This is a genomic window from Dysgonomonas sp. 521 (genome assembly GCF_010501055.1).
Classification (GTDB): Bacteria; Bacteroidota; Bacteroidia; order Bacteroidales; family Dysgonomonadaceae; genus Dysgonomonas.
Window position 1 is genome coordinate 80204 of sequence record NZ_QVMO01000004.1, and the last position, 16952, is coordinate 97155.

General features: G+C 41.5%; 16 protein-coding genes and 1 pseudogene. 16 read left to right on the forward strand and 1 reads right to left on the reverse strand.

What is annotated here, in order from left to right; all coding sequences use genetic code 11:
* Positions 1 to 177: 177 nt before the first annotated feature.
* Complete coding sequence (locus tag D0T84_RS02675) at positions 178 to 453, reverse strand: HU family DNA-binding protein (protein WP_006801658.1); 276 nt, start codon at positions 451 to 453, stop codon at positions 178 to 180.
* A 156-nt stretch (positions 454 to 609) separates the two neighbouring features.
* Here D0T84_RS02675 and mutY point away from each other — a divergent pair, with 156 nt between their 5' ends.
* The 16 genes and pseudogenes from mutY to D0T84_RS02755 all read left to right on the forward strand — a co-directional run bounded on the left by mutY (position 610) and on the right by D0T84_RS02755 (position 16937).
* Positions 610 to 1668, forward strand: a complete 1059-nt coding sequence (gene mutY, locus D0T84_RS02680; protein WP_163305713.1) for an A/G-specific adenine glycosylase — start codon at positions 610 to 612, stop codon at positions 1666 to 1668.
* A gap of 64 nt (positions 1669 to 1732) precedes the next feature.
* The gene (locus tag D0T84_RS02685) at positions 1733 to 2659 is read left to right on the forward strand and encodes a glycosyltransferase family 2 protein (RefSeq protein WP_163305716.1); all 927 of its coding nucleotides are present in this window, start codon (positions 1733 to 1735) and stop codon (positions 2657 to 2659) included.
* A 202-nt stretch (positions 2660 to 2861) separates the two neighbouring features.
* Positions 2862 to 3215, forward strand: coding sequence for an NADH-quinone oxidoreductase subunit A (locus D0T84_RS02690; RefSeq protein WP_163305719.1), 354 nt, complete (start codon positions 2862 to 2864; stop codon positions 3213 to 3215).
* Positions 3206 to 3790 (forward strand): NADH-quinone oxidoreductase subunit B, encoded by a 585-nt coding sequence (locus tag D0T84_RS02695; protein WP_163305721.1) that lies wholly within the window; start codon positions 3206 to 3208, stop codon positions 3788 to 3790. The genes D0T84_RS02690 and D0T84_RS02695 overlap by 10 nt, the downstream gene beginning before the upstream one ends.
* A gap of 60 nt (positions 3791 to 3850) precedes the next feature.
* Entirely contained in the window at positions 3851 to 5482 is a 1632-nt protein-coding gene (locus tag D0T84_RS02700) for an NADH-quinone oxidoreductase subunit D (RefSeq protein WP_163305724.1), read from the forward strand.
* A gap of 129 nt (positions 5483 to 5611) precedes the next feature.
* Positions 5612 to 6718: an NADH-quinone oxidoreductase subunit NuoH gene (nuoH, locus tag D0T84_RS02705; RefSeq protein WP_163305727.1), complete on the forward strand. Its 1107-nt coding sequence runs from the start codon at positions 5612 to 5614 to the stop codon at positions 6716 to 6718.
* 17 nt (positions 6719 to 6735) lie between these two features.
* A pseudogene (locus tag D0T84_RS02710) lies at positions 6736 to 7209 on the forward strand (4Fe-4S binding protein); the annotation flags it as partial.
* 256 nt (positions 7210 to 7465) lie between these two features.
* On the forward strand, positions 7466 to 7969 hold the full coding sequence (locus D0T84_RS02715) for an NADH-quinone oxidoreductase subunit J (RefSeq protein ID WP_163305733.1): 504 nt from the start codon (positions 7466 to 7468) through the stop codon (positions 7967 to 7969).
* 126 nt (positions 7970 to 8095) lie between these two features.
* Positions 8096 to 8440 (forward strand): NADH-quinone oxidoreductase subunit NuoK, encoded by a 345-nt coding sequence (gene nuoK / locus D0T84_RS02720; protein WP_163305735.1) that lies wholly within the window; start codon positions 8096 to 8098, stop codon positions 8438 to 8440.
* Positions 8441 to 8461: 21 nt separating this feature from the next.
* Positions 8462 to 10399 (forward strand): NADH-quinone oxidoreductase subunit L, encoded by a 1938-nt coding sequence (gene nuoL, locus D0T84_RS02725; protein ID WP_163305737.1) that lies wholly within the window; start codon positions 8462 to 8464, stop codon positions 10397 to 10399.
* Positions 10400 to 10422: 23 nt separating this feature from the next.
* On the forward strand, positions 10423 to 11904 hold the full coding sequence (locus tag D0T84_RS02730) for a NuoM family protein (protein ID WP_163305739.1): 1482 nt from the start codon (positions 10423 to 10425) through the stop codon (positions 11902 to 11904).
* Positions 11905 to 12025: 121 nt separating this feature from the next.
* On the forward strand, positions 12026 to 13450 hold the full coding sequence (locus D0T84_RS02735; RefSeq protein WP_163305741.1) for an NADH-quinone oxidoreductase subunit N: 1425 nt from the start codon (positions 12026 to 12028) through the stop codon (positions 13448 to 13450).
* Between the two features lie 386 nt (positions 13451 to 13836).
* A complete protein-coding gene (locus tag D0T84_RS02740; RefSeq protein WP_163305744.1) occupies positions 13837 to 14544 on the forward strand; it encodes a MotA/TolQ/ExbB proton channel family protein in 708 nt (235 codons plus the stop codon).
* 34 nt (positions 14545 to 14578) lie between these two features.
* The gene (locus D0T84_RS02745) at positions 14579 to 14998 is read left to right on the forward strand and encodes a biopolymer transporter ExbD (RefSeq protein ID WP_163305747.1); all 420 of its coding nucleotides are present in this window, start codon (positions 14579 to 14581) and stop codon (positions 14996 to 14998) included.
* 140 nt (positions 14999 to 15138) lie between these two features.
* Positions 15139 to 15687: an RNA polymerase sigma factor gene (locus D0T84_RS02750; protein WP_163305749.1), complete on the forward strand. Its 549-nt coding sequence runs from the start codon at positions 15139 to 15141 to the stop codon at positions 15685 to 15687.
* Positions 15688 to 15689: 2 nt separating this feature from the next.
* Positions 15690 to 16937, forward strand: coding sequence for a hypothetical protein (locus D0T84_RS02755; RefSeq protein WP_163305752.1), 1248 nt, complete (start codon positions 15690 to 15692; stop codon positions 16935 to 16937).
* Positions 16938 to 16952 lie beyond the last annotated feature (15 nt).

Consider the following 16952-nt stretch of genomic DNA (forward strand, 5'->3'; position numbering starts at 1 on the left):
AAGTTTGTTCCCGTATATTTCCGTGAAAGAAAGAATTTATGACTTATTTTTTCTTTTTATGCCTGTTCTTTCTTAGTCTTTTTTTGCGCTTGTGCGTAGACATTTTATGTCTTTTTCTTTTTTTTCCGCTTGGCATATTGTTTTATATTTAGAAGTTAATGAATTAAAGTGCAAAAATTACTTTCTTACCTGAATTACGAATGTTTTGGCAGGTTTAAATGCCGGAATTGAATGTGCAGGTATAATGATTGTAGTATTTTTAGAAATATTACGAGCTGTTTTCTGTGCTCTTGTTTTCACGATAAAACTACCGAAACCCCTTAAGTATACATTTTCATTCTTGCTTAACGAGTCTTTCACTACGTCCATGAATGATTCAACTGTCTTTAATACAGTAGCTTTGTCAATCCCTGTATTCTTCGCAATCTCGTTAACGATGTCAGCTTTTGTCATTTTCTTATTTTTTTAAGTTCTAAACAATTAAATTTTTGGACTGCAAATATATAGCTTTTTATTTACCTTTGAAACAAATAATTATCATTTTTTATTCTTAACAAATAAATTAACGTTCGGTAAGAACCGGATTGAACGAATAATAATGTGCTGTAAATGAGCGTGGAGAAGGATTTGAGATTAAGTTCCATATTAATAAAATGGTACGGTATAAATAAGCGGGATTTGCCTTGGCGCAACGTAGATGACCCGTATGCTATCTGGTTGTCGGAGGTTATTTTACAGCAGACACGGGTCGATCAGGGCTACGCTTATTTTAATCGGTTCATCCAAAGCTACCCGACTGTGGACTTGTTGGCCAAGGCTGACGAGAGCGAAGTGCTTAAGATTTGGCAGGGGCTTGGTTATTATAGCAGGGCGCGTAACCTGCACGCGGCGGCTAAATCTATAGTGGAAGACTATAATGGCGTTTTCCCCCATGAATTCAAAGATGTATTGAAGCTAAAGGGGGTAGGGGAATATACAGCCTCGGCCATCGTCTCTTTTGCCTATAATGAGCCGTATGCCGTTGTAGACGGGAATGTGTACCGGGTTTTGTCTCGGATATTCGCCATTGAGGAACCTATAGATAGTGGCAAAGGGAAAAAGGTATTTGCAGAGCTGGCCCGCGAATTGCTCGATGAATCTAACGCAGGCCTGCATAATCAGGCGATAATGGAGTTTGGTGCATTGCAATGCGTTCCGGTTTCTCCCGATTGTGGAATTTGTCCCGCTTCGGAAGTGTGTCTGGCTTATGCTCAAAATAATGTTGGCAGGTATCCGAAGAAGGAGGGCAAGCAGAAGGTGAAGAACCGTTATTTTAACTATATTGATATTCGCGACGGGGATTGTATGTATCTGCATAAGCGTACGGCGAAGGATATCTGGCAAAACCTTTATGAGTTACCTCTTGTGGAAACAGATAAAGAGATGACTGTTGAAGAATTGCAGCGCGACGATAATTTCATACAACTATTTAAGAATACGTCCGGAATTAAAATAAAAGAGATAAAACGGCTTAAGCATGTGCTTTCGCACCAGGTCATCTATACTGTATTCTATAAGGCTGAGGCTGCCGGGGCGAGGCTCGATAATGCTTATCTGAGAATAAAAGCCGGTGATGTGGATGGCTATCCGGTTTCCCGGCTTGTGCATAAATATCTGGAACAATCCTAACTTATGCTTGCAGGAACTTGTATAAAATCGAAAAGAATTTATCTTTGTAATAAAAATAAGAGATATGGACAAAATATCGTTAATTGTACCTTGCTACAATGAAGAACAAGCTCTCCCTTTTCTGTATAAAGAAATAGTGAAGCTGGCGGATAACATGCCGGATCAGGAATTTGAGTTTATATTTATAAATGATGGTTCCAAAGACAAGACTCTGACGCTGATAAAGGAGTTGAGGCAATCGGACGAGAGGGTGCACTTCGTCTCTTTTTCCCGCAATTTTGGCAAGGAGGCCGGTATATATGCGGGCTTGCAGGCAGCTACGGGCAACTATGTTTCGCTGATAGATGCCGACCTTCAGGATCCGCCTTCGTTGATAAAAGAGATGTATGAAACCTTGAAAACAGAAGATTACGACTGTGTGGCCACCCGCCGTGTCGACCGCAAAGGGGAGCCTCCTGTGCGTTCGTTCTTTGCAAGGCAATTCTATAAGCTTATAAATAAAATATCGGATACCGAAGTGGTGGACGGTGCACGCGACTTCCGCCTGATGACCCGGCAAATGGTTGATGCCATTCTGGATATGGGCGAGTACAATCGCTTCTCGAAAGGTATTTTTGGCTGGGTTGGATTCAAGACTAAATGGATAGACTTTGAGAATGTGGAACGTGTAGCCGGAGAGACCAAATGGTCTTTCTTTGGCCTTTTCCTCTACTCTCTCGAGGGGATTATCGCTTTCTCTACCCGTCCGCTTATTATCGCTTCGGTTTTTGGGATCATATTCTGCATCGTTGCTTTCATAATGATATGCTTTATCATTTTCAGAAAAATATTGTTCGATGACCCTGTACAGGGGTATGCTTCCACTTTGTGTATTATCTTTTTTATAGGCGGAATCCAACTATTCTGTTTGGGTATTTTAGGGCAATATTTATCCAAGACATACATGGAAACAAAAAAACGTCCTATTTACATCATAAGGGAAAAAGAATAATAACCCATTTTGTAATCTTTAGATGCCAAATTTATATAATTTGGCATTTTATTTTTTGCGTTTCTGAAATAAAAGATTAATTTTGCGCCGATTGTCAAGAGGGCTCTAACTGGGTCTGCATCTTGTGTTTGTAACAAAGTGCTATGAATATCATCGAAAGAAATGACAATTGACAGAAAAGTTTTAACTTTAATATAAAAATATGAGTTCTTCCGCTCTTTTTTTAGTCGTTTTCTTAACTGGAATCACACTGGTTTGTGCCGGTCTGGGCATGGCCTTACTACTCTCGCCTAAATCTTTCAATCCACAAAAAGGAGAACCTTACGAATGTGGTATCCCTACCCACGGTACCTCCTGGATGCAGTTCAAAGTGGGCTATTACCTATATGCAATCCTTTACTTAATGTTCGACGTAGAGGCTATATTCCTGTTTCCTTGGGCTACGGTCGTAAGGCAATTGGGTATGCCTGGCTTGTATAGTATATTGTTTTTTATAGTAATACTGGGTCTGGGCTTAGCTTATGCCTGGAAGAAAGGAGCATTAAAATGGAAATAAAGAAAATATATATAAAGGGTATTCCCAACGAAGAATTTAAAGATAACGAATACCTCGAAGATTATATCAAGGAACTCAACGAAGGCGGAGTGCCTGTCGTTGTTGGCAAACTTGACGACCTTATCAACTGGGGACGTTCAAACTCTGTTTGGCCGTTAGCTTTTGCTACCAGTTGTTGCGGTATTGAATTTATGGCTTCGGCTGCCGCGCGTTACGACCTTGCCCGCTTTGGGATGGAGGTGACACGTAACAGCCCGCGCCAGGCTGATACTATGGTGGTTGCCGGTACCATTGTGCACAAGATGGCTCCGCTGCTTAAACGTGTATATGACCAGATGGCCGAACCTAAATATGTAGTAGCTATGGGCAGCTGCGCTATATCGGGAGGCCCGTTTGTAGATTCTTACCATGTGGTAAAGGGTATAGACGAGATACTTCCTGTAGACGTGTATGTTCCCGGATGCCCGCCCCGCCCTGAAGCGTTGTTTTACGGACTGATGCAACTACAGCGTAAAATAAAGGTAGAGCGTTTCATGTTCAGAAAAGGACATAAAAATATCAAGCGGGATAAATAAGCATAAAACTAGAAAAACGATACCTTACTTTTTTCTAAAAGGATAAAGAAATAACGAACAATGGAAAATATCAAGAAGGTAATACTCGAAGCTGTACCTGAAGCGGTTATTGAAGACAAAACTCCGTTAACCGTAACCGTAGAACCCGATAAGCTTCGTCATTTAGTAAAGGCGCTTCGTAACTATACAGAGATGCCTTTCGATTATCTGGCAATGCTGACAGGGACAGACGAAGGCGAAAAGCTAATGGTAACTTATTTGCTTTGTCCTTCAAAAGATCTCTCGATAGAGGTAGCTGTAAAAACAGGAACAGCAGACCGTGTAAATCCGTTATTGTATACAGTTACCGACATTTACGAAACAGCACATTACAACGAACGTGAGGTTTTCGCCATGCTTGGTATCCGTTTTATCAATAATCCTGATATGCGCCGGTTCTTTCTCAACTCAGACTGGGTTGGTTACCCTTTGAGGAAAGACTATGATGCCAGCCCTATCAAAAATCCGGTATCGGTAGAAAGTAAGGATATTATAGATACGGCTCCGCGTATTATGGAAACTCCGGATGGAAAACTGAAAGAGGAGCTTGTAAATATCTTCGAAAAAGATGACTATATTATAAATATCGGCCCGCAACACCCTTCTACCCACGGGGTAATGCACTTCCGCGTTGCACTGGAAGGTGAAATCGTAAAGAAAATCGATGTACACAGCGGTTATATCCACCGTGGTATTGAAAAACTAAGTGAAAAACTCACATACCCGCAAATATTACACTTTACAGACCGGCTCGACTATCTCTCAGCTAACATCAACCGTCACGGGCTATGTATGTGCGTAGAAAAAGCGGCTGGTATAGAAGTTCCCGAAAGGGCACAGTATATACGTACTATCATGGACGAGCTGAACCGTATCGACTCGCATCTGGTAGCATGGGGTACGATGTGTATGGACTTAGGTTCTACCACAGCCTTTATATACGGAATGCGCGAACGTGAAGATATCCTCAAAATATTCGAAAAGAATACCGGAGGCCGCCTTATCATCAATTATAATGTAATAGGTGGTGTAATGTTTGATATACAGCCTGATTTCCAGTCAGATGTGAAAGCATTTATACCGGTCATGCGTAAGGCATTGATTGAATACAACAAGCTGTTTACCGGCAATGTGATTGCCGTAGGGCGTATGAAGGGATTGGGTATCCTGTCTAAAGAAGATGCTATATCTTATGCTGTTACAGGTCCTGCCGGACGCGGTTCGGCATTCTCTTGTGATTTGCGCAAACATGCACCTTATGCATTGTACGACAAGGTAGAATTTAAGGAAATCATCCGTGATAACGGAGATTCATTTGACAGATACCTCAACCGTCTGGATGAAATAGAAGAATCATTAAAAATCATAGAGCAACTGATTGATAATATACCCGAAGGAGACTTTCTGGCTAAAACAAAAGCGATTATCAAATTACCTGAAGGCGAATATTATCAGCGTGTGGAAGCCGGACGCGGAGAATTCGGCGTATATATCGAAAGCCGTGGAGACAAAACTCCTTATCGCCTTAAATTCCGTTCGCCTTCTATGGCTGCTGTTTCGGCAATGCCGTTGATTTGCGCAGATGAGAAGATTTCAGACTTTATCGGTATCGGTGGTTCTATGGACTATGTAATTCCGGATATTGACCGTTAAGGAAAATTTAAAAATTCAAAGATTTAATGATTTAAAGATTAGATATAAGCAGTCGGCTATAAGGAATTTTTAATAATTAAATTTTTAAATATTACTATAAAGAGTATTTATTTATCAATATAAAGATATATGTTGTTATTTCAGTCTCAGGTAGTAGAGATATCATATTGGCTTAGCCAGTTCGATGTATTTCTGACTAAGAATTTACCTACATGGGCGGTCTTGGCTATAGAGTTTGTACTGGTTGGCATAGCATTGCTGACGATGTACGCAGTATTAGCCTTGATTCTGATATATGTAGAGCGGAAAATCACGGCTTTTTTCCAGGCTCGTCTGGGTCCTAACCGTGTTGGTAAATACGGATTGATACAGAGTGTAGCCGATATGATAAAAATCCTTATCAAGGAAATTATCCATGTAAGGCAATCTGACCGCTTCCTGTTTTTCACCGCTCCCTTCTTTATGATTGTGGCATCCATGCTTACATTCGGAGCCTTGCCTTTCGGACAGGGATTGCAGGCTATAGATTTCAACATCGGTGTATTCTATGTCGTTGCAGTATCCTCGTTAGGCATTATCGGTGTACTGCTTGCCGGATGGTCCAGCAACAATAAGTATTCGATGATTGGGGCGATGCGAAGCGGGGCACAGTTTATCAGTTACGAACTGTCTGCCGGATTTGCTCTGATGACAATGGTCGTACTATCCGGAACGATGAGTTTTTCGAAGATAATAGAAGGACAAGCTTATATCCATCAGTGGAATATTATAGCAGGCCATGTTCCTGCCTTTATAGCATTTATTATTTACCTTATTTCGGGACATGCCGAAACTAATCGCGGGCCTTTCGACTTACCGGAAGCTGAATCGGAGTTAACAGCAGGTTACCATACAGAATATTCGGGGTTACAGTTCGGTTTCTTCTACTTGGCTGAGTACCTGAATATGTTTATTGTAGCAGGTATCGCTACCACAGTATTCCTTGGCGGATGGATGCCTATACAAATAAAAGGTTGGGAAAGCTTCAACGAAGTTATGCGCTATATACCGTCATTTGTATGGTTCTTCGGCAAAGCAGGATTTCTGGTTTTCCTCAGTTTGTGGGTAAGATGGACATTCCCCCGCTTGCGTATCGACCAGTTATTGAATCTGGAATGGAAATATCTGTTGCCGATTAATATGGTAAATATACTATTGATGGTAATTCTTGTTTTGTTGGGTTGGACCCTGAAATAATAAAATTATAAAAGAAAATGAGTTCAGTTTCAGAATATTTTTCAGGACTATTTGGAGGTATCAAATCTCTCCTTACAGGGATGAGAGTGACATGGGGTGAGCTGTGGACGAAAAAAATAACAGAGCAGTACCCTGAAAACAGGGCGACCCTTGTTATTCCCGATCGTTTCCGTGGCGAATTAGTTATGCCTCACGATGATAACAACGAACATGCCTGCACGGCCTGTGGTATTTGCCAGATGAATTGCCCTAACGGAACGATTCAGGTAATATCTAAAACGATAGAGACGGAAGAAGGCAAGAAAAAGAAAATTCTTGACAGATATATATACGACCTTGGGTTATGTACATTCTGTAACCTGTGTGTGATTACCTGTCCTTCGGATGCCATCGTGTTTGCCAATACATTCGAAAACGCGATATATACACGCAGCAAACTGGTGGAGCAACTGAATCATGAGGGATCGAAACTCCGTGAAAAAAAGAAAGAACCGAAGCCGGTGGTCAGCCAACCCGTAGCTAAAGCAGAAGCTGCCGTACATGGAGACAACTCCAAGCCGGAAGGAACACCTCAGACTCCAGTGGAACCAATCCCTGCACAGGATATAAAAGAAGACAGCGGTATTCATCCGGAGCAGAACTATCCGAAGGATGTAACGACTAAAACCGTACCACCTTCGAAAACCGAAGCGGATATCGACCCTAAAAAAGATAAAGAATAAAACAATATACGATAATCAATAGATTATGGCAGAACAAATTATATTTTACATTTTAGCGACAATCATTGTGTTCTCTACCATTATGGCAGTTACCACACAAAAGATTATCCGCTCGGCTACATTTCTGTTATTCGTCCTCTTAGGTACGGCAGGATTGTATTTATTGATGGATTATCATTTCCTTATGGCTGTGCAGATTGCAGTGTATGCAGGGGGTGTAATGGTATTGTTTATATTCGCTATTTTGCTGACTCATGAGCCGGGAGTAGACATCAAGTTTGAGAAACCGGGCAGGATATTTATCTCTGCAGTGGCGGCATTAGCCGGATTAGCGATTTGCGGACATATTATATTTTATAATGTCAACAAATTCTATACCTATGTCACTCAGAAAGAACTCAGTATGCAGGATGTAGGACTAACGATGATGGGAACCGACAAATATCAGTACCTGTTGCCATTCGAGGCGATAAGTATACTGCTGCTTGCCTGTATCATCGGGGGAATAATGATTGCTAGAAAGAGGTAGGCGCCTCCCCCTGCCCCTCTCCAAAGGGAGGGGAGATAAATTCAGAATTAGGAATAACAAAAAATAAAATACCCTCACTGGCAGCCTCCCTTATGAGGAGGTTGGAGGGGTGGAAATATAAAAAATATGGGTGAGTTTATAACAAATTTCCTGTCAGGGCCGGTGCCGATTGAAGCATATCTGGCTGTAAGCACCATTATGTTTTTTGCGGGAGTATACGGATTCCTGTCACGCAAAAACATGTTGATGGTTCTCATATCCGTAGAATTGATGCTGAATGCTACCGATCTCAACTTTGTGGTATTTAACCGCTACCTGTATCCGGGACAGCTCGAAGGATTCTTCTTCACGCTGTTTGCCATCGGTATCGCTGCCGCTGAAACGGCTATTGCCATAGCTATCATCATCAATATATACCGCAATGTGAAGAGTATATATATAGATGAAAACATAACTAAAATGAAAAACTAAGCAAGGAAATAGTAATAAGATATGGAACATTTTAATTTTACATATTCGATACTGATAGTTGCTTTGCCGGCTATTATGTTTCTTATACTCGGACTGGGTGGAAAATATATGAAACCTGTCGTTTCCGGAATACTGGGGACGCTGTCGCTGAGTGTAATGACTATATTGGCCTATCTGACGGCTTATCAATATTTCTTTGTGATTGGAGAAACGGACGGGGCTTATCAGGCTATCCATACTGCTGTAACGTGGTTAAGGTTTACCGACCTGCTTCATATCGATCTGGGTATTTATCTTGACCCTATTTCGGTAATGATGCTTGTTGTTATCACTACAGTATCGCTGATGGTACATGTATATAGTTTAGGATATATGAAGGGCGAAAAAGGATTCCAACGTTACTACGCGTTCCTTTCCCTGTTTAGCTTTGCCATGCTAGGTTTGGTTGTAGCAACCAATATCTTCCAGATGTATATTTTCTGGGAGCTTGTGGGTGTATCATCCTTCCTGCTCATCAGTTTCTATTATATGAAACCATCGGCAGTAGCAGCTTCCAAGAAAGCATTTATTGTTACACGTTTTGCCGACTTCTTCTTCCTTGTAGGAATCTTGTTGTTATCATATTTCTCAGGAACATTCGACTTTACTACTATTACAGCTCAGGGGGCGCCGTTTATTGCAACTATGCAAGGCTCGTCATTTCTTGGGTTATCTGTAATATCATGGGCTATGCTGCTCATCTTTATGGGTGGTGCCGGAAAATCGGCGATGATGCCGTTCCACATCTGGCTACCGGATGCGATGGAAGGGCCTACTCCTGCTTCCGCGTTAATCCATGCCGCAACGATGGTTGTTGCCGGGGTATTCCTTGTAGCACGCCTGTTCCCTGTATATGTTTTCGGAGCGCCCGATATACTTCATTTTATTGGTTATGTCGGTGCTATTACAGCCTTGTTTGCTGCTATAGTGGCTTGTACACAGACCGACATCAAACGTGTGCTGGCATTCTCCACCATATCGCAGATTGCATTTATGCTTACCTCGCTTGGCGTATCCGGCTACGGAGACCATGCGGGACTAGGATATATGGCCGGAATGTTCCATTTGTTTACACACGCGTTCTTCAAGGCATTATTATTCCTTTGCGCGGGTGCTATTATCCATGCCGTGCACAGCAATGAGATGGGCGATATGGGCGGACTTTGGAAAAACCTGAAAGTAACACGCTGGGCTTTCCTTGTTGCATTACTGGCTATCGCCGGTATTCCGTTCTTTTCAGGATTTTATAGTAAAGACGAAATATTAGCCGCCGCATTCGAACATAATAAGATAATATACTTTATATTATCATTTGCAGCCGGTCTTACGGCATTCTATATGACACGCCTGTTCCTTCGCATCTTCTTTTACGAGGACAAGCATTACCATCACGAGCCGCACGAAGCAGGCCCGGCAATGGCTATACCATTGATTATACTGGCAATCTTTGCTTTCGGAGCAGGATATGTGCCATTCGGAAAATTTGTGACATCAGACAGTGTACCTTATGATGCTCATATCAATATGCAGGTCGCGATCACGAGTGTTGTGATATCTGTGATCGGTATGGGAATCGCGTTCAAGCTATATTATAAAAAGAACGAAATACCGGATAAGATCGCTACAAGTATCAGTACACTGTACAAATGGGCGTATCATAAATTCTACTTCGACGAATTGTGGCTGTTTGTAACCCGTAGCATAATATTCAAGCGTATATCCAAGCCTATCGCATGGTTCGACAAGAAATTTGTAGATGGTTTTATGGACTCGTTAGCTTATGTAACACAGGCTGCAGCACGCTCTATAAAAGGATTGCAATCCGGATATATCCAGCAATATGCTTTGGTATATTTAATAGGTGCGCTGATCCTTATCGTAGGTTTTGCCGGTTGGCTGGTGTGCTTTATTTGTAAATAAGATATAGATTAAAATATAAAACAATGAATATCCTTTCATTATTTATCCTCGTTCCTGCTTTGATGTTGGTGTTTTTCTTATTCTGTCGCAACATCAAACAGATTCGCACTGTAGCTGTAATTGGTGCGGTTATCGAAATGGCATTGGCTCTTGCATTGTTATTTATGTTCTATGCCGAACGTAGTGCGGGCAATACGGCCGAGATGTTATTCACTTATGATAAAGTCTGGTTTACAGCCTTGAACATACACTATGCGATAGGGGTAGACGGTATTTCGGTACTGATGCTTCTGTTAACGGCAATTATCATATTTACAGGAACATTTGCTTCGTGGAATATGAATCCGCTTCCTAAAGACTTCTTTATGTGGCTTACCCTGCTTTCGATAGGGGTATACGGGTTCTTTATTTCCCTGGATATGTTTACCATGTTCTTCTTCTACGAAATAGCCCTGATACCGATGTATCTGCTTATCGGGCTTTGGGGAACAGGACGGAAAGAATATTCGGCGATGAAACTTACCCTGATGCTGATGGGAGGCTCTGCTTTCCTTGCAGTAGGTATATTCGGTATATACTTCAACTCATCGGCTACAGGCGACTATACATTCAATATGCTTGAGGTAGCTGCCAACAATGCTATACCTGTGGCGGCTCAATATTGGATATTCCCGCTTACATTCCTTGGATTCGGGGTGCTGGGAGCGCTGTTCCCATTCCATACATGGTCTCCTGACGGTCATGCGTCGGCGCCTACAGCAGTATCCATGCTTCATGCAGGGGTGCTGATGAAGTTGGGAGGATACGGATGTTTCCGTATTGCTATGCGCCTGATGCCGGAAGCTGCTGACGAATTATCGTGGATATTTATTATACTTACAGGTATCAGTGTTATTTATGGAGCACTAGGAGCGATTTCCCAGACCGACCTGAAATATATCAATGCCTACTCTTCGGTAAGCCACTGCGGACTTGTATTATTCGCTATATTGATGATGAACCAGACGGCGATGACCGGTGCTGTGATGCAGATGCTATCGCACGGTTTGATGACAGCACTTTTCTTTGCACTGATAGGTATGATATACGGGCGCACACATACGCGCGATATCCGTCAAATGGGTGGCTTAATGAAGATCATGCCGTTCCTTAGTGTTTGTTATGTGATTGCCGGGTTAGCTTCTCTTGGTCTGCCGGGATTGAGCGGATTTGTTGCCGAAATGACGATCTTTGTCGGAGCATTTGCCCATAACGATTTATTCCACCGTATCTTTACTATTGCCGCTATTTCTTCAATCGTGGTAACGGCGGTCTATATACTGAAAGTGGTGGGAAAGATACTTTACGGACCTGTTCAGGACCCGCATCATCTGGAATTGACTGATGCTGTATGGCATGAAAAAATAGCGACCGTAGGGTTGATAATATGTGTGGCAGGCATGGGATTGTTCCCGGGATGGATATCAGATCTGATTAGCTCCAGTCTGACATATATAGCTAAGTAAAAGCCCCCTGAATCCCCCGGAGGGGGACTTTAAGTAAAAAAAGTATATAATAAAAGAATAACAAAAGCCATAAAAGCCTCCCCTTGGGGAGGTTGGAGAGGCAAAATATTAGAGAATAAAGATGGATTTGAGTAATTATTTGTTGATGAAGCATGAGTTATCGCTTATTGTAGCGTTTCTCTTACTTATTTGTTATGATTTGTTTGCTTCAGACAATGCGAAGAAATATTATTTTCCTGTAGCTTGTACCATATTCCTGATACACACTGTGGTTTGTTTCTTCTTCAAGGACAATGGCACCTCTTTTGCGGGAATGTATGTTACAGGTCCGGCCTATCTTACAATAAAAAACATACTGAACATAGGGGTATTCCTCATCATGTTGCAGGCAAACTCATGGCTGAAAAAGCCGGAATCCCTTCTCAAAAGAGGCGAGTTTTTTATGCTGACGACACTTACCCTGCTGGGTATGTACCTGATGATATCCTCGGGCAACTTCCTTTTGTTCTACATAGGGCTTGAGACAGCATCATTGCCAATAGCGGCGCTTGTAGCTTTTGACAAATACAGGCATGATTCTGCCGAAGCAGGCGCAAAGTATATATTCAACGCTATATTTTCTTCCGCGATAATGACATTTGGCCTGTCGTTCCTTTACGGGGCTTGCGGGACGCTATACTATGCGGATATTGCGGCAAGCATATACTCCACTCCTATGGTCGTAATGGCGATGGTATTCATTATGGCCGGGTTGTTCTTCAAAATATCGCTGGTACCTTTCCATCTTTGGGCACCAGACACATATCAGGGAGCACCTACCAACGTGACATTATATTTATCAACCATATCGAAGGGAGCCGCGGTATTCGCGCTGATGGTTATCCTGTTCAAAGTGTTCCCTGCATTACAGGAAACCTGGAAAAGCATCATCTGGATTATTATACTCATAACAATTACTGTAGGTAACCTGTTTGCCCTCCGCCAGAAGAATATGAAACGCTTCCTTGCGTTCTCATCCATTTCGCAGGCTGGGTATATCATGCTGAGTGTATTTACAGGAACGGCGGAAGGTATGGCGGCAACTATATTTTACATCTTTGTTTATGTCTTCTCCAATATGGCAGCCTTCGGGGTAATATCTGCTGTGGAAGATAAGACAGGTAAGGTAAATATGGATGACTACAACGGATTGTACTATTCAAACCCTAAGCTGGCTCTGGCAATGATGATAGCCATGTTTTCACTGGGGGGTATCCCGTTTGCTGCCGGGTTCTTCAGCAAGTTGTTTGTCTTTATGGCGGCAATGGAGCAGGGGCATACATTGCTCGTATTCCTTGCGTTCCTGAATACGGTTATATCCCTGTACTACTATTTGTTGGTAGTAAAAGCAATGTTTATAAAGAAAAGCGAATCGCCTATCGAAACACTTCATACCGACGGATACCTGAAAGTCTCATTAGTGCTTTCTATGGCAGGTATCTTTGTAATAGGAGTAGTAAGTTGTTTCTATGATTATATCGCAGGAATTAGTTTTGGTATATATTAAAGAATATTAAAAGATAAATAATAATTCGACAGAAGAACTTATCTTTGAGTCTTCTGTCGACTTATAAAGTCATCAGGACTTTTACACATTAGTGATATTGTGCAGTAAATACTCTCTTTGTCACTTTTTTTAACGAAGTGAAGCAACATTCGGCGTTAGCCGGTTGGAAATAGACAGAGCAAGGCAAAGACAAACGTTTCTTGAGTAACGAGGTGCTCTCTGTCGCCTACACGACAAGAACGAAAGGAAAATAGAAGTCTATATGACTTAAAAAAATAGAAAGCAACAGACAAAACGTGGATGGCACATTTTCGAACTATAATTCGACCTTGTTGTTTATTTACAGAATAATAATAGGTCAGTGACCTAAAAAGGAATCAAGATACATGAATTTATTCATTTTATTACAAGCTGCCAACCCTGTAGTGGAAATGGCAGAGCAGACAGCCCAGACTGCGCCTGAAGAAAGCTACTTTAGCCTTGTGTTAAAAGGTGGTTGGATACTTCTCCCTATATTCTTATTATCTTTACTGGCTATTTATGTGATAATAAATAAATGGCTGGTAATAAGCCGTTTGGGCAAGAAGGATACGATCTGGCTGTCGCGTGTTATCGAGCTCGTTAATGAAGGGAAAATAGATAAGGCATTAAAATTTTGCATAGAGCGTCCTTACGCTTCGGCAAAAGTGATTGCCGCCGGATTAAAAGAGTTTGGCCTGAGTGAAAACGAAATAGAAGAAGCGATGGAAGTAGAGGCGCGCCAACAGGTAAGTATCCTCGAAAGCCAGATGAACTGGCTGGGTATCACTGCTTCTATAGCGCCAATGCTCGGTTTTTTGGGTACAATATTCGGTGTGATAAAGATATTTTATGATATAGCCAGAACGAATGATCTCGCCATTGATACGATTTCCACAGGATTATATCAGAAGATGATATGTTCGGGAGCCGGTTTGCTGGTGGGTATCATAGCCTATTCGGGATATTACCTGCTGAATGGTCGTATAGATAAAGTTATAGTGAATATAGATAAAGAATCCAATGAGGTTCTTAAAGCTATCCGCGCATACAAAAGGGGAACAATAGAAGCATGATAGCTGTTCTTTTAGATAGAAAGGAAGATAAAGGATGAAGATAGAACGTAGAAAGACAAGAGTTGCAGAAGTCTATACAGCATCGTTAAATGACATTATGTTTTTCCTGCTGTTGTTTTTTCTTATTATTTCCACACTGGTAACACCTGCCGCTATCAGAGTGTTATTGCCTAATGCAGCGACTTCCGAAAAAGTGGTGACGAAGAAAAATATTAATCTGATTATAACACAGGATTTGCGTTACTATATCAATGATACAGAGTTGACTAAAGGAGAAATAGAGGCTTCTTTGGGCGCTTTGTTAACCAAGGAAAAAACTGAAAATCCGGGTGTGGAGATGAATGTCCTGTTACAGGCAGATAAGTCATTGAGCTTGCAGGATGTTGTAGATATAATAGATATCGGTAACAAATTACAAGTAAAAATGATTCTTTTTACACAAAAACCAGAATAAACAAAAGAATCCATACTATAATAATTAAAATATAGATTTAATTTTAGTAAAAACGAGGCGGTAACAAATAATTAATTTTATCGCCATTTGATGCAGCATTTCCCAAAATACTGCGTCTTTAAAAATGAAGCTTAGGCAATATGAATGAACTGCAAATGATAGCAGGCTGTAAAGAACAAAAGCGGGAAGCTCAAAAAATGCTCTACGAAACTTACGCACGTAAGATGTATAGCATTTGCCTCCGTTATAGTTCCGATCAGGATGCGGCGCAGGATCTTTTACAGGACGGCTTTATGAAAGTTTTTGCTAACATCGGCTCCTACCAGGAAAAAGGTTCGTTTGAGGGCTGGATGAAACGCGTATTTATAAACCTTGCTTTAGAAAACTTAAGAAAGAGAAAATCAATATTTCAGTCTTCAGAGGATATTCAGAATCTTCCCGATGTTGTAGATGAATCAACGGAGGACGATCAGATGTATCGGATATCGGAAAGCGAATTGATAAATATGGTAAGGGAACTGCCTAAAGGCTACTCTACGGTTTTTAACTTATATGCGATAGAAGATTATTCTCACAGGGAAATTGCAGACATGTTGGGTATTAGTGAAGGAACATCCCGTTCACAATATGTAAGAGCCCGACAGATATTGCAGGATAAGGTCAAACTACACATAAAAGAGAGAATGTAATCATGATGGATGAAAAAGACAAAATAAAAGATCTGTTCTCCTCGAAGTTGAAAGACTTCGAACCGGAGGTACCTGCGTCTGTATGGGGCGGGCTGGATCAGCTTTTGTCTCAGCAGCCGGCTGCTGCAGATCCGTCATCCAGTACATCATCCTCTTCGGGTTCGTCTGCCACTGCGTCCAAAGCTTCTGTAATAAAAACGGCATTGATAACTGCCGGTGTTGCCGCCGCTGTGGTTACAGGTGTATTATTAGCTCCTAAATCTGAACAAACCGTTACACCTGAGGATACTCATGTGTCGGAGGTAGAAGAAGTACAGCCGGATACAGTAGCGAGTGATACAACCGCTGTATTCCCTACTGTTATAATGAAACCTACTATAGCTAGAGCCGCCCGTATAGAAGAAACTGTAGAAGAAAAGCCTGCTCCATCGCCGGTTCAGGATTTGCCGGTGGCGCAAGAGAAGAAAGAAGAAAAGAAACCTGTCATAGTAAAAGAAAAACCATTGCAGGCAAGCACTCCGGACGAAAAACCTTTATTGCTGCCTGAGAAGAAATCGAATAGCGGCTTCTCTGTGGGACTATCTGCTAACTCAGGACTATTGGCTCATAATTCTAGCCGGAACGGAGGAGAGATTTTGTTCTCACATCATGTACGCAGCGTGTTGTTCAGAGAGGCTTTGTACCGTGAGAATAGCGAATTTAAGTTGCAGCATAGGTTGCCGGTGTCTCTGGGCGTGAAAGTATCGAAAGGTATAGCACCTAATCTATCGCTCGAAACAGGTGTCGTATATACTTACCTTTCGTCTAAAATAACTTCTAACAGTACATTTAATATTGAAGAAAACCAGTCCTTCCACTATCTGGGAATACCTCTATCCCTTAATTATACCTTCTACGAGCTGGGTAAAGGCAAGCTGTATCTGTCAGTAGGCGGTATGGTACAAAAAGATATTAAGGGTAAGTATGAGAGTACAATGGGATTCACCAAAATGGATATTTCAGATCTGGGATTGGATGGCCTTGTATACTATCACGAGCCATACTTCATCAGGGAATCGATAAAACAGCCGAATCTTCAATTTTCTGCAAATGCAGCGGTTGGAATTACTTATCCAATATATAAAAAGTTGTATCTTTACGGAACAATCGGGGGTGCTTATTATTTTGATGCCGGAAATAAGTACCCAACTATATACACAGACAGGAAAATGCAATTGGATCTGAATCTGGGTATAAAGTTCGATTTTTAATATTTACTATAAAAA